A 20,873-nucleotide genomic window follows, 5' to 3' on the forward strand; every position below is an offset into this window, starting at 1 on the left:
TCCTGCTCAGGTGGCTGAAGGGTTTTTTGTCCCTCTTGATCGCTCTCTTCCAACTCCGGCCCAAGCCGGTCGCCGCTTAGAGCCCGGATTGTTCACGGTCGACAAGTTGAAGACCCCGCGTGGCCCCATTTCCAGGGCGCAAGCTGCCGGCGGGCCATGATCGGCTTTGCTAGCGAGGCGTAAAAGAAGGCCGGAGTGCCTTTTCGGCTACTTGCCCCACGCCGAGCGTCGATCGGATATCATCGCAGCAGGTAGTGCCTGACGGCCATTCGCGTTCGTGTTGAATGGCTCGATGCTTGGCCTCAGGCACACACAGGAACAGCGCCATGACACCCACCAAGGTTCTAATTGGGCAGATCGCCGTTGTCTTCGCCTTTGTCATCTTTGGTGTTTGGACAGCAACGCAATGGTGTGCCCAAACGTTAGACTATCAGCCGCAACTCGGACCCCCATGGTTTGTCGCAGCCGGCTGGCCGATCTACAAGCCGTGGCAACTGTTCGGTTGGTGGTTCCATTTCGATGCCTACGCGCCTGAGGTGTTCGACAAGGCGGGCGCACTTGCCGGAGCCAGCGGGTTCCTGGGCTGTGCGGCCGCAATAGCTGGCTCCCTCTGGCGCGCGCGGCAGAGTGGGTTGGTCACCACCTATGGTTCCTCACGATGGGCCGCGGCTCGGGAAATCGAGAAGGCAGGCCTGTTTCAGCCGGCCGGCGTTTTCCTTGGCAAACTGGAGGATCACTATCTGCGCCATGACGGGCCGGAACACGTCATGGCCTTTGCGCCGACACGTTCGGGCAAGGGCATCGGACTAGTTGTTCCGACGCTTCTTTCCTGGACCGGCTCGGCCGTCATTCACGACATCAAAGGCGAGAACTGGCAGCTGACCTCCGGCTGGCGGTCGAAGTTCACCTACTCCCTTTTGTTCAACCCGACCGATCCAAGGTCGGCGCGGTACAACCCGCTGCTGGAAGTGCGCAGGGGTTCAGATGAGGTCCGCGACGTTCAGAACATCGCCGACATTCTCGTCGATCCGGAAGGCGCGCTGGAGCGGCGGAATCATTGGGAGAAGACTAGTCACTCACTCTTGGTCGGGGCCATACTGCACGTGCTGTACGCCGAAGAAGAAAAGACGCTCGCTCGTGTCGCCACCTTCCTGTCGGACCCGCAACGCTCGTTTGCCACGACGCTGCAGCGAATGATGACGACCAACCACCTTGGAGTGCCCGACAGTCCCAAGGTTCATCCTGTCGTGGCCTCGGCGGCGCGTGAGGTGCTGAACAAGTCAGAGAACGAGCGTTCAGGCGTTCTTTCGACCGCCATGTCGTTTCTGGGGCTCTACCGCGATCCCACTGTGGCGGCGGCAACATCGGCCTGCGACTGGCGTATTGCCGATCTAACGGATGCAGAACGACCGATGTCGCTCTATCTGGTCGTGCCTCCATCAGACATCTCTCGCACCAAGCCGCTGGTGCGACTGGTGCTCAATCAGATCGGCAGACGGCTGACGGAGCGCCTAGAGGGAGATCCCAAGAAGAGCCGAAAGCATCAGTTGCTCATGATGCTTGACGAATTTCCTGCACTCGGGCGGCTCGACTTCTTCGAGACCGCACTCGCCTTTATGGCTGGCTACGGCATTCGCGCCTATCTGATCGCGCAATCCTTGAATCAGATTTCAAAAGCGTATGGCGAAAACAACGCCATTCTCGACAACTGTCATGTGCGGATTGCCTTTTCCTCCAATGACGAGCGAACGGCCAAGCGCATTTCGGACGCGCTGGGCACAGCGACGCAACTGAGATCCATGCGCAATTACGCCGGCCACCGGCTGGCACCATGGCTCTCGCACGTCATGGTGAGCCGCCAGGAGACTGCCCGGCCGCTGCTGACTCCGGGCGAGGTGATGCAGCTGCCACCATCCGACGAGCTGGTGCTGGTTTCGGGGTTGCCGCCCATCCGTGCCAAAAAGTTGCGTTACTACGAGGATCGGAATTTCACCGAGCGGGTGGTGCCTGCGCCGGCGCTGCTCGACGGTCCCTATGTCGATCGTCCTCCGTTGCGTCCAGAGGATTGGTCTGGGCAGGTCCGCAGCGTTGACCGCCGTCTAGCCACCGACGACGAAAGCGCCGGCGCGACGATCGAAGACGAGGGCGGCGTGCAACAGCAGCGACATCCCGGCCTGCCCGACGAACAGACCATCGTCGCGCAGGAGTCACACCAGGACAACCTGTTCAAGCCCGCCGACGATGACAGCGAGGTACTCGCCGACAAGCGCGTCATGGATCGGATTTCCACTGCCGCGCGCGCCTATGGCATCAACGAGGGACGGGGCGACGACAGGGACATCTTGCCCGGCTTCTGAGCGCTTCCCCGGCTCGGGCGTATCTCGGCGTAAATAACGCCCATAAGCGATTTTGCGGATCTCGACGATGCTCGTTCTCACCGGCGCATCAGCGCCGGTCCATCGGAACGAGCGCATGAAGTCTCACCGCATTCGCCACCAATTTCTGCTCGAACCGGAATTGAGCGAGAAGCTCGAGACCCTCAGCCGCAATCCTTCGACCACCAAATCGGCGATCGTGGCCAGAGCGGTCGAGGCCTTCATCGAACGGCGCGGCGAGAACGAGCTCGATCAGCGCTACGGCAAGCGGCTCGACCGTCTTTCCCGCGACCTCGGCCATGTCAGGCGCGATGTCGAGATGCTCCTGGAGAGCCTGGCGCTCTTTATCCGCTTTTCGATTACGCTTCATTCCCACACGCCGGTCCCGGATCGGGCGACACAGGCGATTGCCCAAGAGCGCTTTGACAAATTCGTCGAGCAGGTCGGTCGCCAGATCGCCTCCGGGAAGCGCTCGCTTGGCAACGGCAATGGCAATGGCAATGGAGGCGAAGGATGAGCTCTCATCCCGCAGCCGACCACCGCCGCCGCGCCATGCTGCGCACAGCCATGGGCCCCGCGATCACCGAGGCCCTTGCCGATCCGACCGTCATCGAGGTGATGGTCAACCCTGACGGCGCGCTGCGGCTCGACCGGTTGGGAGAAGGCCGGGTCGATACCGGCGTGCATATGTATCCATCCGAGGCCGAACGCATCGTCCGCCTCGTTGCCTCTCACGTGCGCGCCGAGGCGCATGCAGATAGTCCGATTGTCAGTGCCGAATTGCCATCAGGCGAGCGCTTCGAGGGTCTGCTACCGCCGGTCGTGCTGGCGCCATGCTTCGCCATCCGCAAGCCGGCAGCAAAACTCTACACGCTGGCCAACTATGTCGCCGATCGCATCATGCTCCCGCTGCAGGCTGATGCCCTGAGGAAGGCGGTACGCGAGCGGCGCAACATCCTGGTCGCCGGCGGCACATCATCGGGCAAAACGACCCTTGCCAATGCTCTTCTGGCAGAAGTCGCCGAATGCGATGAGCGGGTGATCCTCATTGAGGACACCCGCGAGCTGCAATGCGCGGCCAAGGACTGTGTTGCGCTGAGGACGAGGCGGGGCTCCGTCACACTTGCCGATCTCGTACGCTCGACCCTACGGCTGAGGCCCGACCGCATCATCGTCGGCGAAGTCAGAGGCGCGGAAGCGCTCGACATGCTGAAGGCGTGGAACACCGGTCACCCCGGCGGCATCACCACGGTCCACGCCAATTCGGCGCGCTCGGCCCTCTACCGGATCGAGCAGCTCGCCCAGGAAGCGGTCGTCACCGTTCCCCGCCGGCTGATCGCCGATGCTGTCCACCTGATTGTCTTCATCGCCGGACGCGGATCGTCGCGCCGCATAGACGCGATTGCCGAGGTCACAGGCCTCGACGGCAGTGGCGACTACGCCGTTGGCCAGCTCACTCTTCCGCAACTCCAGCAGCTTTGAAAGGTCATCTCATGCGCAAGAAAATTTGCTTTCTTTCGTCCGCCGCCGTCGCGCTTCTTCTCACGGCCCAGGCTCACGCTGCCGGCTCCGGCATGCCCTGGGAACAGCCGCTTCAGCAGATCCTGGAATCGGTGCAGGGGCCGGTGGCCAAGATCGTTGCCGTGATTATCATCATAACCACTGGCCTTACCCTTGCGTTCGGCGACACGGCCGGCGGTTTCCGCCGGCTGATCCAGATCGTCTTTGGCCTGTCGATTGCCTTCGCGGCCTCGAGCTTCTTTCTCTCCTTCTTCTCCTTTGGTGGCGGGGCGCTCGTCTGATGGCCATGGGAGAGAAGCATATCCAAGGCTTCGAGGTGCCCGTCCACCGGGCGCTGACTGAGCCGATCCTGCTCGGTGGCGCGCCGCGGGCGGTGGCGATCCTTAACGGCACTGCGGCCGCCGCAATCGGCCTTGGCCTGCAGCAGTGGATTGGCGGTCTAGTGCTCTGGATCGCCGGCCACACGCTCGCGGTCTTTGCCGCACGGCGCGACCCGGACTTTGCCAGCGTACTTGTCCGTCATCTTCGTCAGAAGGGCTGGCTTGCATGCTGAAGCTTTCCGAATACCGCGGCAAAGCCGACCGGCTTGCCGACCATCTGCCCTGGGCAGCACTCGTCGCGCCCGGCATCGTGCTCAACAAGGATGGCAGCTTCCAACGGACATTGCGGTTTCGTGGCCCCGACCTTGAAAGCGCGACGGAGGCCGAACTTATCGGCATATACGCGCGGGCAAACAATGCGCTGAAAAGGCTCGGCTCCGGCTGGGCATTATTCTTCGAGGCCGAGCGCAGCGAAGCGCTGGGCTATCCGAGCTCGGCGCTTCCCGATGCTGCCTCATGGCTGATCGATGAGGAACGGCGCTCGGCCTTCGAGGGCAAGGTCGCGCATTTCGAGAGCATCTATCATCTGACCTTGGTCTTCATGCCTGGGCCCGATGGCCAAGCGCGCGCGGAAAGTGCTCTCGTCGACTCGCATGACTTGGGAGGGGAAAGAGACTGGCGCCAGGAGCTTGCCCGGTTCCGAGACGAGACTGACCGCGTTCTCGATCTTCTTTCGGGCTTCGTGCCCGAGGTGCGCGCGCTCGACGATGCCGAGACCCTGACGTACCTGCACGGCACGATCTCGACACGCCGTCATCCGGTCGCCGTGCCGGAGACGCCAATGTATCTCGACGGCGTCCTGGTTGACGCGCCGCTGACCGGCGGCCTAGAGCCGATGCTGGGCGAACAGCATCTGCGCACGCTCACAGTTCTCGGCTTTCCGAACGTCACCCGGCCAGGAATCCTTGATGCGCTCAATAACCAGGATTTCGCCTATCGCTGGGTGACGCGCTTCATTCCACTCGATAAGGCGGAAGCCACGAAGACGCTGACTCGGCTCCGCCGGCAGTGGTTTGCCAAGCGCAAATCGATCGCGGCTATTCTGCGCGAGGTGGTGACCAACGAACCGGTGCCTCTCGTCGACAGCGACGCCGACAACAAGGCGCTCGATGCCGATGCAGCACTGCAGGCATTGGGCGGCGATCATGTCGGCTTCGGCTATCTCACCACAACGGTGACGGTGTGGGATCAGAACCGTAAAGCCGCCGCGGAAAAGCTTCGCGCCGTCGAGCGGATCGTCAACGGGCTCGGCTTCACCACCATTCGCGAAAGCATCAATGCCGTCGAGGCGTGGCTTGGTTCATTGCCGGGTCATGTCTACGCCAACGTTCGCCAGCCGCTCGTTCACACGCTTAACCTTGCCCATCTCATGCCGCTGTCGTCCGTGTGGGCAGGTCCAGCGGAGAACGAGCATCTTGCCGAGGTCACCGGCGATTACGCTCCGCCGCTTCTTTTCGCCGAAACCAGCGGCTCGACGCCGTTTCGGCTTTCGACCCATATGGGCGATGTCGGCCACATGCTGATTGTCGGGCCGACCGGCGCCGGCAAGTCGGTTCTGCTTGCCCTGATCGCTTTGCAGTTCCGGCGCTACGCTGGCGCGCAAATCTATGTCTTCGACAAAGGCAATTCGGCCCGCGCCGCCGCGCTTGCCATGGGCGGCGACCACCATGCGTTGGGTGCGAATGGTGCGCTTGCTTTCCAGCCGCTGCGCCACATCGACGACCCGGCCACACAGAGCTGGGCGGCCGAATGGATCGCCGGCCTCATTGCCCACGAGAATGTCACCGTCACCCCGGAGGTGAAGGAGGCAATCTGGTCGGCGCTCACCAGCCTCGCCACCGCGCCGGCGCAGGAACGCACGCTGACTGGCCTGTCGGTCCTGCTTCAGTCCAATGCGCTCAAATCGGCGTTGATGCCCTACACGCTCGACGGTCCATTCGGCCGGCTGCTCGATGCCGATGACGACCGGCTGGCCATCTCGGATGTGCAGTGTTTCGAGACCCAGGAGCTGATGCACAGCCAAGGCGCTGTGCTGCCTGTGCTCACCTATATGTTCCATCGTCTTGAGGACCGGTTTGACGGGCGGCCGACGCTGCTCATGCTCGACGAGGCCTGGGTCTATCTCGACAACCCGCTCTTTGCCGCCCGCATCCGCGAATGGCTTAAGGTACTGCGTAAGAAAAACGTCTCCGTCATCTTCGCGACGCAGTCGCTTGCCGACATCGCCGGCTCTTCTATCGCACCGGCAATCATCGAGAGTTGCCCGCAGCGCATTTTTCTCCCCAATGATCGTGCGGTGGAGCCGCAGGCACGGGCAGCCTATGAGCGCTTCGGTCTTAATGAGCGACAGATCGAATTGGTCGCCCGCGCCACGCCGAAGCGCCACTACTATCTGCAGTCGCGCCGCGGCAATCGCCTCTTCGAGCTCGGGCTAGGCCCGATCGCTCTTGCGCTTTGCGGCGCCTCCGACCCGGCCGCGCAGAACCTGATCGACAATATTCTTTCCGAAGAAGGGCAGGGCAGCTTTGCCGCCCGTTTCTTCAGTGCGCGCGGCCTGGATTGGGCTGCCGAGCTTCTCCAGCAATTTCCTCAACCTAACAAGGAGCAATCGTCATGATCGGACGCCGCCTTTTTACTAACCTGGTCACCGTTTCCCTGATCGCCAAACCGATGGCTGACTACGTCCAGCCGGCCTATGCGCTCATCGTGTTTGACCCGTCCAACTATACGCAGAATGTGCTGTCGGCAGCACGCGCATTGGAGCAGATCAACAACCAAATCCAGTCGCTTCAGAACCAGGCGACCATGCTGCAGAACATGGCGCGCAACCTTCAGCGCCTGGATTTCTCTTCCGTGGGCCAGCTTACCGGCTCGCTCCAACGGATTGACGGTCTGATGACCCAGGCGAGCGGCCTGAGCTTCGATCTCGACAAGCTGCAGGACCAGTGGCGCCAGCAATATCCGGAAAGCTACGACGCCACCATCAAGGTCAGCGATGTGGCGAGCGCCGCGCGCGAGCGCTGGCAGAGCGCCATGCAGGCGTTCCGCCAGACCATGAGCGCGCAGTCGCAGATCGTCGAGAACGTGCAGGCCGATGGCGACCTGCTTACCGATCTCGTCAATCGCAGTCAGGGCGCGGCAGGTGCCCTCGAGGCAAGCCAGGCTACCAATCAGCTGATCGCGCTTTCGACCAAGCAGCAGATGCAGATCCAGACGCTGCTTGCGACCCAGTTCCGGGCCGAAGCCGAGGATGCGGCGCGCAAGGCGCAGTCTGAGCAAGCCGCTCGCGAGACGACGAAGCGTTTCCTGGGCACCGGCACGGCTTATCCCGGCAACTGAGCGGCAGTTCTTCAAGACAACGAGGAAGGCGGCGACATGAACGACCTCGGAGTCATCGATCGCTTCATGGAGACCTTTACCCGCTACATTGACAGTGGGTTCGGTCTGCTTTCGGGCGACGTCGCCTTTCTCACCACCATTCTGATCGGCATTGACATCACGCTCGCGGGCTTGGTCTGGGCGTTCGGCGGCGAGCCCAACATACTTGGCCGGCTTGTTCGCAAAGTGCTCTATGTCGGCGCCTTCGCCTTCGTCCTGAACAATTTCAAGAACCTCGCCGACATAATTTACCGCTCCTTTGCCGGTCTCGGCATCAACGCATCGGCCGGCAACCTGTCCGCCGACAGTCTCCTGCGGCCAGGCCGCATTGCCGCGGCCGGCTTCGAGGGCGCCTGGCCGCTCCTCAATCAAGCGAGCCAGCTAGTAGGCTTCCCCGAGATCTTCGGTAACGCGCTCACCATCTTCGTGCTGCTTCTGGCCTGGTTCCTGGTCCTCATCGCATTCTTCATTCTTTCCATCCAGCTCTTCATCACCATCCTCGAGTTCAAGCTCACCACGCTGGCCGGCTTCGTCCTGGTGCCCTTCGCACTCTGGAACCGCTCGGCGTTTCTGGCCGAGCGCGTGCTCGGCAATGTGATTTCGTCGGGCATCAAGGTGATGGTGCTTGCCGTCATCGTCGGCATCGGCTCCACGCTCTTTGGCGAGTTCGCTTCCGCCCTGCAGGGCCAGGAGCCGGACCTGGCGGCGGCCATGTCTCAGGTGCTGGGTGCGCTGGCGCTGCTTGGGCTCGGCATTTTCGGCCCCGGGATTGCCTCGGGTCTTGTTTCCGGCGCGCCGCAGCTTGGCGCCGGCGCGGCACTTGGAACAACGGCGGCCGCAGCTGGATCAACGCTCGTTGCCGGAGGCGCTGCGTTTGCCGGCGCGCGCATGGCAACAGGCGGCGGCCTCGCCGCAGTCCGTGCTGGCGCCGCCATGGGGTCCGCTGCCACCGTCGCTTGGCAGACGGGGCGCGCGACATCGCCCGAGTCCGGGCTGTCCGGGGTAGCTGCTGGGCTGCAGGGGGTTGCGAGTGCCGCTAGCGGCGCCGCGATGCGGGGAATGCGATCCGCAGCAGAACCATTCCGCCGTAGTGCCGACGCCGGTCGCGATGCCGGCTGGACCGCGACCGGCGGCATGCCGACCAGCTCGATGAGCGGAAGCTCTCCAGTTACAGCTCCCGCGGCCGCGCCTGCCTGGGCAAGGCGTCTGCGTTCCGAACAGACCGCACGCGCCCATCGCAATGCTGCCACGCAGGCGGTGCGCGATGGAGATCGGGGCGGAAGCGGCGCCAATCCCTCCCTCAATGACAAGGAAGACTAGATGCTCTTCAAGCGACCCGTTCAGCGTTATGGAAAGACGCCCGAACCCGTAACACCCTACCAGAAGGCCAGCCAACTCTGGGATGAGCGCATCGGCGCGGCGCGCGTGCAGGCCAAGAACTGGCGCTTCATGGCCTTTGGCTGCCTGGCTCTGACGACGGGGCTTTCCGGTGGGCTTCTGTGGCAGTCGATGCAGGGCCGCGTCGTGCCTTATGTCGTCGAGGTCGACCGCTTTGGCGAGGCGCACGCGGTCGCGCCGGCAGTCCAAAACTACCAGCCCGACGATGCCCAGATCGCCTGGCATCTCAGCCGCTTCATCCAGAATGTTCGTTCGGTTTCCACCGATGCGGTTCTGGTGCGGCAGAATTGGCTGTCGGCCTACGACTTTGCCACCGACCGAGCGGCGCTCTTCCTCAACGAATATGCCAAGGCGAACGACCCTTTCGGCCAAATCGGCACGCGTAGCGTGTCAGTGCAGGTGACCAGCGTGGTCAGGGCTTCCGACAGCTCGTTCCAGGTCAAATGGACCGAGCAGGTGTTCGAGCGCGGCAGCCTCGCCAGCACGACGCGCTGGATCGGGATCCTCACCATCCTCATCCGCCCGCCTAGGACAACCGAGCAGCTGCGCAAGAACCCGCTCGGCGTCTTCATCAACGCCATCGACTGGTCGCGCGAGCTCGACAGCGCCGCGCCAACCCCCGTTTCCCCTAAGGAGCCCGCCAATGACAAATAGAGCCCCATTGCTTCGTGCTGCCTTGATCCTGTCGGCGTCTGCTGCGGTTCTTTCGGCCTGTGCCTCGAAACCAGTGCCGCCGCCTCAGATTTCCTATGACCACGAGGACTTCAAACCAGCCGCGATCGAGAAGGCGGCGGAGAAGCCGGTCAAGGTCGTGGAAGTGCCGAAACCGTTACCGTTGCCTGGTCAGTTGATGCCCGCACCCGGCAAGCCCGCCCCAGATAAGCGCTCGCCGGAAGAACAGGTCGCCGATGCCAACAAGGCGGCGACGCAACAACCCACCAAGTTTGGCTATGTCAATGCGGTGCAGGTTTACCCCTTTGCCGACGGCGCGCTCTACCAGCTCTACGCCGCGCCGGAGCGCGTCACCGATATCTCATTGCAGCGGGGCGAGAAGCTGACCTCGGTCTCAGCCGGCGATACGGTCCGTTGGGTGATCGGTGACACCGTTAGTGGCTCAGGCGATGACCAGCGCACTCATGTGCTGGTGAAGCCATTCGCGCCGGGGCTTGCCACCAATTTGGTCATCACGACGGACAGGCGATCCTATCACCTGCAGCTTCAAAGCACTGAGAAAACTGCCATGGCGGCGCTCTCCTGGATTTACAGCGAAGACCAACTCGTGGCGCTTCGGCGGCGCAACGCTCAGGCCGAGGCTGAAATGCCCGCAGCCTCGAACGTAGCACTCGAAAACATCCGCTTCCGCTATTCGATCGCCGGCGACACGCCACCGTGGAGACCGACGCGCGCCTTTGATGATGGCAGCAGGGTCTATATCGAATTCCCGCGCCGTATCGACCAAGGTGAGGCGCCGCCGCTCTTCATCGTCGGAGCCGACGGGAACAACCAGCTCGTCAACTATCGCATGCGCGGCAACTACTACATCGTCGATCGCCTCTTTGCTGCGGCCGAGCTAAGGCTGGGCACCAAACAGCAGCAGGTGGTGCGCATTACGAGAACCGACGGTCGGCAACCGCCGCGGCGGGTTTCGCTGTTTTCGCGTTTTGGCAGGTGAGGGGAGGCTCATGACCGATACTTCCCATCCGAATGCTCCGCCGAAGCTCAATCCCGAACAGCTGCAGCTGCGAGCCTCGCCCCGCCGACCGGTGCGGTTCAGGCGCGGCATAATCGTCGCGATCGCTGCTGTTGGTTCCGGCGCTGTTTTTGGCGTCACGATGATGGCGCTGCAGGGATCCGCATTGCGCCTGAAACAGCAGGCCGAAGAGCTCTACAGCACGGACCGCAAGCCGACCGCCGAGGGACTTGAATCGCTGCCTAAGGACTATTCCGGGAGCAAGCCGAAGGCTCCGGTGCTTGGACCGCCGCTGCCCGGGGATCTCGGCCGTCCTATTCTCGAGCACCAGCGCCAGCTTGGCATCGCACCTGGGCAAGACGTTTCCGCCGAGGCGCAGCGGCTTGCACAACAAGCGATTGAGGCGCGCGAGTCGCAAGTCCTCTTCCGCATCGAAAAACGGCTCCAGCAGACGGAAGCTTTTGGCAGTGGGCAGGGCGGACGTTCGCCTTTCGAGACGGCGTCTCCGCAGCCAGATACCGAAAGCCAGCGAGCTTCCGTCGCGCCGGCCGAGGGCGACCAGAACAATCAACAGCGCAAGCTCGATTTCATCGATCAACGGAACACCGGCGGGATCTACAATCCGCATGCACTGCAGACGCCGGCTTCGCCCTATCAGATCATGGCCGGTAGCGTGATCGCTGCAAGCCTGATCACCGGCATCAATTCTGATCTGCCCGGCCTTGTCGTCGCCCAGATCACCGAGAATGTGCACGACAGCGTCACCGGCAGCATCCTGCTCATCCCGCAGGGCTCACGGCTGATCGGCACCTACGACAGCGTTGTAGCCTTTGGGCAAAGGCGCGCTCTGTTGGTGTGGCAACGCATCGTGATGCCGGACGGCTCCTCTACCGAAATCGACAATCTGCCCGTGACCGACGCGGCCGGCTATGCCGGGCTCGAGGACAAGGTGGATTTCCATACCTGGCAGCTGATCAAGGGCATTGCGCTCGCCACCTTGCTGGGCGTGGGCACCGAATTGAGCTTTGGGGAAAATGAAAGCGACTTGGTCAAGGCAATTCGTGAATCCACCCAGCAGAACGTCAGTCAAGCGGGCCAACGGATCACTGAAAAGAACCTGAACGTCCAACCCACGATCACCGTGCGCCCTGGTTGGCCGTTGCGCGTCATCGTGCACAAGGACCTCGTGTTGCGGCCATACACGGGGTGAACAGGAGGACTTCATGGCTAACCTGAAACTCGGAAAACTTCCGGACCGGACACCTTCGAAGATCACCATCACCGTTGGCGCCGACTTGAGCCAAGCACTCAACGACTATGCCGCACTTTACCGTGAGACCTATGGCGAGTCCGAAACGGTGGCGGAACTGATCCCCTTTATGCTGGTCGGGTTCCTGGAAGGCGACCGGGCGTTTGCCAAGGCCAGAAAGGAAGGTCTGCCGGGCGCCGGCGCGTCGGAGAAACCACGAAGGCAATCATCTTCCACACTGGACAACGGTTAGCGCTTGGTGTCGTTTTGGAGCACGCTAGGTTCTTGATCCTGACCGCGTTGCCGCCGGTCCGTACTCCACCAGTTCGAGTGCCTCCTCCTTTGTGCAGGAATTCGCCTGAGCGAGTTCGAGCGCCTCTTCAAGGAAGCGATGATTGCGCTCCTGTACATCGAGGTGCGCCGGCGTCGGAAAGCACGCGACAATCCATTGCCACACGCGGTGTTGAAAGGAGCCTGAAGGCATGTCTAATCCCAGAGGTTACCCTGAGAAGACACTGAGTCTGAGGGAGATTCAAGTTTCAGGGGAACAACTAAGCCTGCTAGACAATAAAGGTTGTGCATAAAAGCCGTGGCTTTTTCTTGCGGCCGGCCTCGTTCTCTTCGGACAAAAAATCGATCTTGTCAGGATGCCGCCAGACCGGATGCTGAATGACAGCTTCTCGCCAACAGTAATTGAATAGCGGACCAGACCGCTCCCGGCCCCGACAACGTTGTTGAGTTCTCGACCAGCGGTCATTCTCGATGGTACCGTGGCGAAAGGTCGATCGCACATTGTTGCGTGGCGCAATGATTTTATATAGGTTCGTATATGAAGGTTGCCGATATGTAAACCTATATAGCGTTAAATTGATATAGTAACGTATATTGACACCCGTCATATACGAGCCTATATCAGGCTAGCTCATACAGAAATCGTATACGCCATGAAGATCAGAACAGCTCGCGACATTGGAATCCTGATCAAGGAGGCCCGCACCCGGCGCGGCCTGTCACAGGCTGCCTTGGCCAAAATGATCAACACGACGCAGACGTGGGTGTCGTGGATCGAGAACGGCAAGCCCAGCGCCGAGATCGGCAACGTGCTGCTGGCGCTGACCACGCTTGGTGTGGAGATGGACTTTCAGATCCCGCCGGCGCCGACGTCGGCTGATCATCATCATAATGCCGATGAACGGCATGTCGACCATGACGACGACGAGATTCCCTACAAGCTCTAGATGACGATGATCATGTGAACCCGATCGACACCCTCGACGTCTATATCGCTGGCAGACCGGTTGGGGGGCTCCACCACCTGCAGGGCGGCAAGCTTTCGTTCTCCTATCACGAGGCATGGATGGAAGGCCGGGTGGCGATCCCGCTCTCCCTGTCCATGCCGACGATCACCAGGACCTACGAGGGCAAGGTCGTCGAGGCATTCCTCTGGGGCCTACTGCCGGATAATGAGCAGACCCTCGCCAGATGGGCGCAGAGGTTCCAGGTCTCCGCCCGAAACCCGTTTGCCCTGCTCAAGAATGTCGGCCGCGACTGCGCCGGCGCCGTCCAGTTCCTTTCGCGTGGCGACCAGATTTCCTGCGGCGAGAACGTGGAGTTGCTCACCGAGGCGCAGATCGGCGACCGCCTGCGCGATCTGCGCAAGGATGGTGCAGCGACCCGGCGAATCGGCGATCCTGGTCAGTTCAGTCTCGCTGGTGCGCAGGCAAAGACGGCGTTCCATTTCGACACGGGCAGCAATCGCTGGGGTATTCCTCTAGGCGACACGCCCACGACACACATCTTAAAGCCGCCTTTGCCGCACTTGCACGGGCATACTGAGAACGAGCATTTCTGCCTGCAGCTTGCATGCAAGCTCGGCATGGACGCTGCACACAGCCAGGTTCTCGACTTTGCAGGCGAAAAGGCGATCGTTCTCGAGCGCTACGACCGCCGCAACATCGACGGCAAGACCATCCGCATCCATCAGGAGGACATGTGCCAGGCCCTGTCGGTGATGCCGACGCTAAAGTACGAGAACCAGGGTGGGCCAGGTATCACGACGATCTCCAAAAAGGTGCTGTCGGCCTCCCTCGACCCCGTCCAAGACCGTCAGACCTTCATGGCCGCGAACGTCTTCAACTGGATCATCGCCGGCACGGACGCGCATGCAAAGAACTACTCGATGCTGCTCGGTGCCCAGGGCGAGGCCCGCCTAGCTCCGCTCTACGACATCTCCTCCATTCTGCCGCACCTGGGCGAGGGAGAGATCCAAGCTGAGATGCGCGACCTTAAACTGGCGATGAAGATCGACAGAGTCTACCCGATCGACGAGATCATGCCGCGCCACTGGGGGCGCTGTGCGTCCTCAGCAAAGGTCGGCGCCGAGTACACGGTGCGGACGATCCGCCATCAGCTCGCGGTGATGCCCGATATGGCATCGGAGTGCGCCCAAGAGCTTCGCCAAGAGGGGATCATCCATGAGATCGTTGGTCGCCTCGTCGACGCGATCGCGACGCGCATCAAGGGCTTATCCCGGATCTATGGAGAGGAAGCCGCCGCGGAGCCCCTGGAGGTTGTGGAGGTGAAAGTCGGGCGGGGATAGCCGGATCCACGGACTAATGCCGGCGAAACGGACGGACCGCACACTGCCCAAGGGATTCTCGCTCTAGTAGCGCGGCCCCGGGCCGGGTAGATGGCCGGTTTCGGAACCGGCCATCCGGCATCTTGAATGACGGGAATGGGGTCGGCTGCAGAACGGCAGCTTCCCGCCGAACGTCCAGTCCGCTCTCGGCCAACCGTCATCATTCACCAACCTTATTGATACCCCGGAGAGAAAGTTGATCCTCCGGGCCGACGATTTGGCGCGAGTTTCGGCGTTTTTCGACGGTCAGTATGATTTCCGGCGGTTAGAGATTTGCATCGGCGTTTGGTGAACGGCCGCTGTTGGGTTCAAAGTGGATGGTCGCGTTGGCTTGCGGCGTCCCTCGATTGAGATCACCCGCGGGTTTTTGCTCTTGAGTTCATCCAGATAGTCGGCCCACCATTGCATCATTTTCACGCGCTCGTCCCAGTGCTCTGCCCGGGCGTAGGCGCGCCGAACGTCGTTGTTCTCAATGTGGGCCAGCTGCCGCTCTATGGCGTCCGGATGCCACTTGCCGCATTCGTTCAGCAGAGTTGATGCCGTTGCTCGAAAACCATGCGCGGTTGCTTCTTCCTTGCCGTAACCCATACGACGCAGCGCGGCGTTAAGCGTGTTGTCGGAAATCGGACGCGAAGCCGATCGAACACTAGGAAACAGCAGCGATCCACCACCAGAGATTTCCCTCAGTGAAGTCAGGACGCTGATCGCCTGCTTTGACAGGGGTATGCGGTGCGGACGTCGCATTTTCATGCGTGCTTCAGGGATGGTCCATACCGAGCTTTCAAAATCGAACTCTTCCCATTCAGCGGAGCGAAGCTCGCCGGGGCGGGGAAACATCAGAGCCATCAGCTTCAGACCGGCTCGGGTTGTAGGCTGTCCGTCAAATGCATGGATCGCCCTCAGCAAACCGCCCAAGGCCTTCTGATCGGTAATCGCGGCGCGAGGCGTTACCGTCGGACTGATGAGTGCGCCTCTGAGGGCGAAGGTCGGATCTGTCTCGGCGCGTGCGGTGGCGATTGCGTATCGAAACACGCTGCCGATGGTGGAGCGCAGTCGCCTGGCCGACTCGTATCGACCGCGAACCTCAACGCGACGGAGGGCGGCAAGGATGGTGGCCGTATCGATCTCCCGAATGCACTTATCGCCGATAATCGGATAGGCAAAGTCGAGCAGCCATTTGACCTTGCTGATCGTCCGGTCGGCACGTCCCTCCTTCTTTAGCTTGTCGACATATTCGTCCGCGATTGAGCGAAAGGAGTCCTTAGCCGAATCAGCCTTTTGCAAGCTGCGTTCCTTTCCAGGGTCGACGCCAGCTAGCAGGAGCCTTTTAGCATCATCGCGCGCCTCCCGTGCCTCGGCGAGAGAGATAAGGGGATAGCTGCCCAGCGCGAGCAGTTTCTGCTTGCCCTTAAAGCGGTAGGCGACCCGCCAGAGGCGAGAGCCCGTGGGCTGTACCCATAGCTGCAGCCCGCCCCCGTCAGATAATTTCACGAGCTTGGAAGCAGGGCGGGCATTTCGACATTTCACGTCGGAGAGGGGCATTCGTCAGGTCTCCCTTGGCTGTTTCGATACCATCAGGATGTCGAATACCAACGGAAATACCATCCCCCCGCCTCGTTGGACCAAATGCTCCTGAAGCGCTCCCTGTCCGCTTAACTGCGCAATGCGACTGCAAAACATCAACAATTCCAGGCGCTTGCAGAAGCTGCAGCGTAGAAGGTTCGGTGAAAGGGAGTGTCGGGAGAAGGGGGGATGGTGCCCAGAGGCGGATTCGAACCACCGACACGCGGATTTTCAGTCCGCTGCTCTACCAACTGAGCTATCTGGGCCTGTTCCGGCAAACGAAAACTCGCGGACCGGATTTCATGAAGGCGCCGTGGACGCCCCTTGAAAGCGCGTGGGTTATAGCACGGGAATCCGGCCTGTCCAGCGCCCAGATAGCGAATTCCGGCAGGAAAAGAGATGCCACGCCGCAGGCGCTTTTCCAGGCGGCTTCCTGCGCCAGAATGGCGCGGGGCCCACCCTTTCGGCGTCCCGGCTGACGCCGCCGTGCCGCGCTGGAGCGATCCGCCTTTAGCCGGCGATCAAGCGCGGCAATGCATTCTGCGTCACCGTGGAAGCGCCGCCGGTCGGCGCGGATTACTTGGCGCCAGCCAGGCCCTTGCGAAAATCGGAGGGCGTCATGCCGGCGAGCTTGCGGAACGATTTGTTGAAGGCGCTGAGCGAGCCGAAGCCCGAATCCATGGCGACGCGCAGCACATTGGCGTCCTGGTGCATCAAAAGCGCCTGCGCGTAGCTCAGCCGCAAGAGGTTGACATATTCGTTGAGCGTCATGCCGGTCGATTTCTTGAACAGGCTCATGGCGTATTTGGGATGGATGTCAGCCGCCGCAGCTATGTTCATGCAATCGATCTCGTAGAGAAAATTCTCGGCGATGAAATCGCACATACGCCCGACATTGCGTGACGATTGCTGGTCGAAGGGGCTGCCGGCCTCCTGCCCGGCCGTGGTTCCGGGCACCAGCCGGTATGGCTCGAACCGTATCCGTTCCAGCCGCAGCAGCAATTCGCTGACGGCGTGCTCGGTCCTGGCCGCGTCGCCCGAGCGGGCATAGCGGTTCCAGCGGGCGAAATTGTCGTTGTCGGACTGGTCGGTGGAGCTGGTCACCAGTGTCGCGCCGGTCATCAGCCGGTGGCGTATGTCCGCCGGCAGATGCAGCCGGAAGAAATGCACCAGCGGCAGATGCGCGCCGGCATAGACGGCATCGTCCGTCAGATCGTCCATCTGGTGCGGCAGTCCGCCCCAGAACAGGCACATCTCGCCGGCCGAAAGCCAGATCTCGTGCTCGTTCATGCGGTAATGCACGCTGCCGCTGACGATGAAATTGACCTCGACCTGGGCATGCCAATGCGGCTTGAGCATCACCAACGGGTGGTTGTGGAACATTTGCAGCGCCAACGGGAAGCCCTCGACGCTGCTGGCGCCGGGCTGGTAAAACGGCCGTTCCGTCATCTTACTTTCCGCCAATTCCTTATTCCCTTTGTCGGCGACAAGCCGTCCGCGCTGCATAGTCTAGCCAGGCTCGCAGAGAGAGCAAATGAAATGGGAGGATTTCAATGCGCATCACACTGACCTGCGCCGCGCTGGCGCTTGCCTTGGGCTCAGCCCCGGCCTTCGCGCAATCCGGCGAAATCACGATCTGGAGCTGGAACATCGCTGCTTCATCGCTGAAGGCGACCATTGCCGGCTTCAACAAGCTGCATCCCGACATCAAGGTCACGGTCCAGGATCTCGGCAATCAGCCGACCTACGACAAGTCGATCGCCGGCTGCGCCGCCGGCGGCGTCGGCCTGCCCGACATCGTCACCATCGAGAACGGCGAGGCAGAGAACTACTGGAGCCAGTTCCCCGACTGCTTCGTCGACCTGCATACGCTGGGCTACACCGCCGAGGATCAGGCGAAATTCCCCGATTTCAAACGCACCGAGCTCGAAGTCGGCGACAAGGCCTATTCGATGCCGTGGGATTCCGGTCCGGTTGCGGCCTTCTACCGCCGCGACTTCTACGAGAAGGCCGGCGTCGATCCGGCGTCGATCAAGACCTGGGACGATTTCATCGCCGCCGGCAAGAAGATACAGGCCGCCAATCCGGGCGTCTCGATGACAAACGCCGATTTCAACGGCGATACCGAATTCTTCCGCATGATCTCCAACGAGCAGGGCTGTTCCTATTTTGCCGAAGATGGCCAGTCCATCACGGTGAACCAGCCCAAATGCGTCGACGCCATGACCAAGCTCAAGGAGATGAAGGACGCCGGCATCATCTCCTCGGCGGACTGGGGCACCAAGATCACCAACAACACGGCCGGCACCGTCGCCACCCAGGTCTATGGCGGCTGGTACGAAGGCACCATTCGCACCGAATCGGCCGGGGAAAACGGCAAGTGGGGCGTGTATTTGATGCCGAGCCTCACCGCCGATGGCCCGCGCGCCGCCAACCTCGGCGGGTCTTCGCTGGCCATCACGTCGGCCTCGAAGAACAAGGAGGCGGCCTACGAGTACCTGAAATACACGCTCGGGACCAACGAGGGCCAGATAACGATGCTCAGGGAATTCGGCCTCGTACCCTCGCTGGTGTCGGCGCTGAACGATCCCTTCGTCTCGCAAGGCCTGCCCTACTGGGGTGGCCAGGCGGTGTGGAAGGATATTCTCGGCACCTTGCCCAAGGTCGTCCCCAGCCGTGGCACGCAGTTCCAGAGCGATGCCGAGATCATCGTCCGCGCGGTGCAGACCAAGTACCTGGCCGGCGGCTATGCCGATGCCAAGGCAGCGCTCGACGATGCCGCCAGCCAGATCGCCGCGGCGACCGGATTGCCGGTCAAGTCGTAACCTCCCGAGCCGGGTCCGGGACCGACACACGTGTCGCCCGGACCCGACCATGTCCCGCGAGTTTCTCCTCGCGGGGCGTGCGATGGCTTGCAATCTCGACAGATCGGTTCCCGCTGCCGCGGGAACCGCTTGAAACACCGGCAAGAGAAGGAGGAGCAAGATGCGCAACCGCAACGCCACGGCCTATCGCTTTCTCACGCCCTACCTCCTGATCTTCGCGATCTTTTGGGTATGGCCGATCATCAGCTCGTTCCTGATTTCGTTCCAGGCGACGCGCACCGTGCCCTGGCGGTTCGCGCCCGGCTTCAACTGGGGCCGGTTGATCGGCGATCCGGCCTTCTTCAACGCGCTGAAGAACACGCTGCTGATCCTCGTCATCCAGGTTCCGGTGATGATCACGCTGGCCATGGTGATGGCGGTGCTTCTGAATTCGCCGCTGCTGAAGGCGAGGGGGCTCTACCGCTTCGCTTTCTTCGCCCCGGTCGTGGTCGGCGAGGTCGCCTATTCGGCGGTGTTCCGGCTGATGTTCAATCTCAATTTCGGCATCATCAACAAATTGCTGAACAGCGTCGGCCTGCCCAGCATCGACTGGTTCTCCAACGTCACGCCGGCAATGGCGCTGATCATGATCGCGGTTACCTGGCGCTGGGCCGGCTACAACGCGATCATCCTTCTGGCCGGCATGCAATCCATTCCCGAAGACGTCTACGAGGCGGCGACGCTGGACCGGGTCAGCAAGCTCAAGCAATTCTTCTTCATCACCTTGCCGCTGTTGAAGCCGGTCATCGTGTTCTGCATGGTGCTGTCGATCATCGGCACCATGCAGCTGTTCACCGAGCCGTTCCTGATCACCGAGCGCGGCGGACCGGGCGGCGGCACCGAGACGCTCGGCCTGCTGCTCTATCGCCAGGGCTTTCGGTCACTCAATTTCGGCTATGCCTCGGCCGTCGCCTACACCATGGCCGGGCTGGCGATCGCGATCACGCTGGTGCAGCTGTGGCTGACGAGGGAAAAGCAATGAGCTCGCTCTCCGCCGCCAGGCTGAGGCGCAGCATCGCGCTGCATCTCTTCCTCACGCCGCTGGCGCTGATCTGGCTGTTTCCGCTGTGGATGATGGTGGTGTTCTCGACCATGCCCGACAACGGCATTTTCAGCCCCGGCATAGAGTTGCTGCCGCACGGCAACTTCGTGGATAATTTCAACAATCTGCAACGCGACACCAACTTCGTCGGCGCCATCGGTATCTCCGTCTCCGTGGCGGTGACCTACACCTTCCTGTCGGTGCTGCTGACCTCGATGGCAGGCTGGGCACTGGCGCGCTACCAGTTCTTCGGCAAGGGCGTGGTCGTCGCCATCATCCTCGGCACCATCACGCTGCCCTACGCGGTGGTGCTGATCCCGCAATTCATTATGGTGGCGCGCGACTTCAAGCTTGCCAACACCTGGGTGGCGCTGATCGTGCCGCCGCTGTTCAATTCGCTCGGCGTGCTGTTCATGCGGCAGAGCTTCTCGATGATGCCGGACGATCTGTTCGACGCGGCGCGCGTCGAAGGCGTGAAGGAATGGCGCATCTTCGTCTTCGTCGCGCTGCCTCTGGCGCGGCCGATGCTGGCGGCACTCGCCATCATCCTGTTTCTCGCCTCCTGGAACAATTATCTGTGGCCGCTGCTGATCAACAGCCAGCCGGGCTCGATGACGGCGCCGGTGGCGCTCGGCACGCTGATCGGTCTCACCAAAGTGTCGTGGGGCGGCATCATGGCCGGTGCCGTGATGCTCACCGTGCCGATGCTCGTCGTCTTCGTGCTTTTGCAGCGTCATTTCATCGCCGGCATAGCCGCCGGCGCGGTCAAGTAAAG

The 20,873-nt window shown here is 61.7% G+C and carries 19 protein-coding genes and 1 tRNA gene; 17 read left to right on the plus strand and 3 right to left on the minus strand.

Annotated elements, in window-relative coordinates:
* Positions 1 to 326 precede the first annotated feature (326 nt).
* The 14 genes from NKI49_RS00005 (at position 327) to NKI49_RS00070 (ending at position 14,590) form a co-directional block, all read left to right on the plus strand.
* Positions 327 to 2,357, plus strand: a complete 2,031-nt coding sequence (locus tag NKI49_RS00005; protein ID WP_023783742.1) for a conjugal transfer protein TraG — start codon at positions 327 to 329, stop codon at positions 2,355 to 2,357.
* Between the two features lie 115 nt (positions 2,358 to 2,472).
* The gene (locus NKI49_RS00010; protein ID WP_023783741.1) at positions 2,473 to 2,892 is read left to right on the plus strand and encodes a hypothetical protein; all 420 of its coding nucleotides are present in this window, start codon (positions 2,473 to 2,475) and stop codon (positions 2,890 to 2,892) included.
* Positions 2,889 to 3,857: a P-type conjugative transfer ATPase TrbB gene (gene trbB / locus NKI49_RS00015; RefSeq protein ID WP_023783740.1), complete on the plus strand. Its 969-nt coding sequence runs from the start codon at positions 2,889 to 2,891 to the stop codon at positions 3,855 to 3,857. The genes NKI49_RS00010 and trbB overlap by 4 nt, the downstream gene beginning before the upstream one ends.
* A gap of 11 nt (positions 3,858 to 3,868) precedes the next feature.
* Positions 3,869 to 4,177: a TrbC/VirB2 family type IV secretion system protein gene (locus NKI49_RS00020; RefSeq protein ID WP_023735762.1), complete on the plus strand. Its 309-nt coding sequence runs from the start codon at positions 3,869 to 3,871 to the stop codon at positions 4,175 to 4,177.
* Positions 4,177 to 4,449 carry a VirB3 family type IV secretion system protein gene (locus NKI49_RS00025; RefSeq protein ID WP_023735761.1) on the plus strand — a complete coding sequence of 91 codons (273 nt, stop codon included), beginning with the start codon at positions 4,177 to 4,179 and terminating at the stop codon, positions 4,447 to 4,449. Before NKI49_RS00020 ends, NKI49_RS00025 begins: the two co-directional genes overlap by 1 nt.
* Entirely contained in the window at positions 4,443 to 6,893 is a 2,451-nt protein-coding gene (trbE, locus tag NKI49_RS00030; protein WP_352607994.1) for a conjugal transfer protein TrbE, read from the plus strand. The genes NKI49_RS00025 and trbE overlap by 7 nt, the downstream gene beginning before the upstream one ends.
* Complete coding sequence (gene trbJ, locus NKI49_RS00035) at positions 6,890 to 7,615, plus strand: P-type conjugative transfer protein TrbJ (RefSeq protein ID WP_352607996.1); 726 nt, start codon at positions 6,890 to 6,892, stop codon at positions 7,613 to 7,615. The genes trbE and trbJ overlap by 4 nt, the downstream gene beginning before the upstream one ends.
* 36 nt (positions 7,616 to 7,651) lie before the next feature.
* Positions 7,652 to 8,974 (plus strand): P-type conjugative transfer protein TrbL, encoded by a 1,323-nt coding sequence (trbL, locus tag NKI49_RS00040; RefSeq protein ID WP_023783737.1) that lies wholly within the window; start codon positions 7,652 to 7,654, stop codon positions 8,972 to 8,974.
* The gene (gene trbF, locus NKI49_RS00045) at positions 8,975 to 9,706 is read left to right on the plus strand and encodes a conjugal transfer protein TrbF (RefSeq protein WP_023692452.1); all 732 of its coding nucleotides are present in this window, start codon (positions 8,975 to 8,977) and stop codon (positions 9,704 to 9,706) included.
* A complete protein-coding gene (trbG, locus tag NKI49_RS00050) occupies positions 9,696 to 10,724 on the plus strand; it encodes a P-type conjugative transfer protein TrbG (protein WP_023783736.1) in 1,029 nt (342 codons plus the stop codon). The genes trbF and trbG overlap by 11 nt, the downstream gene beginning before the upstream one ends.
* Before the next feature lie 10 nt (positions 10,725 to 10,734).
* Positions 10,735 to 11,952 carry a TraB/TrbI/VirB10 family type IV secretion system protein gene (locus NKI49_RS00055; protein WP_023783735.1) on the plus strand — a complete coding sequence of 406 codons (1,218 nt, stop codon included), beginning with the start codon at positions 10,735 to 10,737 and terminating at the stop codon, positions 11,950 to 11,952.
* 13 nt (positions 11,953 to 11,965) lie between these two features.
* Positions 11,966 to 12,244, plus strand: coding sequence for a DUF2274 domain-containing protein (locus NKI49_RS00060; RefSeq protein ID WP_023689356.1), 279 nt, complete (start codon positions 11,966 to 11,968; stop codon positions 12,242 to 12,244).
* Between the two features lie 691 nt (positions 12,245 to 12,935).
* On the plus strand, positions 12,936 to 13,229 hold the full coding sequence (locus NKI49_RS00065) for a helix-turn-helix domain-containing protein (RefSeq protein ID WP_023783734.1): 294 nt from the start codon (positions 12,936 to 12,938) through the stop codon (positions 13,227 to 13,229).
* 14 nt (positions 13,230 to 13,243) lie between these two features.
* The gene (locus tag NKI49_RS00070; RefSeq protein WP_051410228.1) at positions 13,244 to 14,590 is read left to right on the plus strand and encodes a type II toxin-antitoxin system HipA family toxin; all 1,347 of its coding nucleotides are present in this window, start codon (positions 13,244 to 13,246) and stop codon (positions 14,588 to 14,590) included.
* Positions 14,591 to 14,875: 285 nt separating this feature from the next.
* Here the strand turns inward: NKI49_RS00070 and NKI49_RS00075 are convergent, their stop codons facing one another.
* From NKI49_RS00075 to NKI49_RS00085, 3 genes are all read right to left on the minus strand, one after another.
* On the minus strand, positions 14,876 to 16,171 hold the full coding sequence (locus tag NKI49_RS00075; RefSeq protein WP_023783732.1) for a tyrosine-type recombinase/integrase: 1,296 nt from the start codon (positions 16,169 to 16,171) through the stop codon (positions 14,876 to 14,878).
* A gap of 211 nt (positions 16,172 to 16,382) precedes the next feature.
* Positions 16,383 to 16,458, minus strand: a tRNA-Phe gene (locus tag NKI49_RS00080).
* A 310-nt stretch (positions 16,459 to 16,768) separates the two neighbouring features.
* On the minus strand, positions 16,769 to 17,641 hold the full coding sequence (locus tag NKI49_RS00085; protein WP_352608000.1) for a helix-turn-helix domain-containing protein: 873 nt from the start codon (positions 17,639 to 17,641) through the stop codon (positions 16,769 to 16,771).
* Positions 17,642 to 17,745: 104 nt separating this feature from the next.
* Between NKI49_RS00085 and NKI49_RS00090 the strand changes: the two genes are divergently transcribed.
* The 3 genes from NKI49_RS00090 (at position 17,746) to NKI49_RS00100 (ending at position 20,871) form a co-directional block, all read left to right on the plus strand.
* Positions 17,746 to 19,017, plus strand: a complete 1,272-nt coding sequence (locus NKI49_RS00090; RefSeq protein ID WP_027027444.1) for an extracellular solute-binding protein — start codon at positions 17,746 to 17,748, stop codon at positions 19,015 to 19,017.
* Between the two features lie 160 nt (positions 19,018 to 19,177).
* On the plus strand, positions 19,178 to 20,038 hold the full coding sequence (locus tag NKI49_RS00095) for a carbohydrate ABC transporter permease (protein WP_352608195.1): 861 nt from the start codon (positions 19,178 to 19,180) through the stop codon (positions 20,036 to 20,038).
* Positions 20,035 to 20,871: a carbohydrate ABC transporter permease gene (locus NKI49_RS00100; protein ID WP_352608193.1), complete on the plus strand. Its 837-nt coding sequence runs from the start codon at positions 20,035 to 20,037 to the stop codon at positions 20,869 to 20,871. The genes NKI49_RS00095 and NKI49_RS00100 overlap by 4 nt, the downstream gene beginning before the upstream one ends.
* Positions 20,872 to 20,873: the final 2 nt, after the last annotated feature.

The sequence above is a fragment of the Mesorhizobium sp. M0587 genome, assembly GCF_040320945.1.
Taxonomy (GTDB): domain Bacteria; phylum Pseudomonadota; class Alphaproteobacteria; order Rhizobiales; family Rhizobiaceae; genus Mesorhizobium.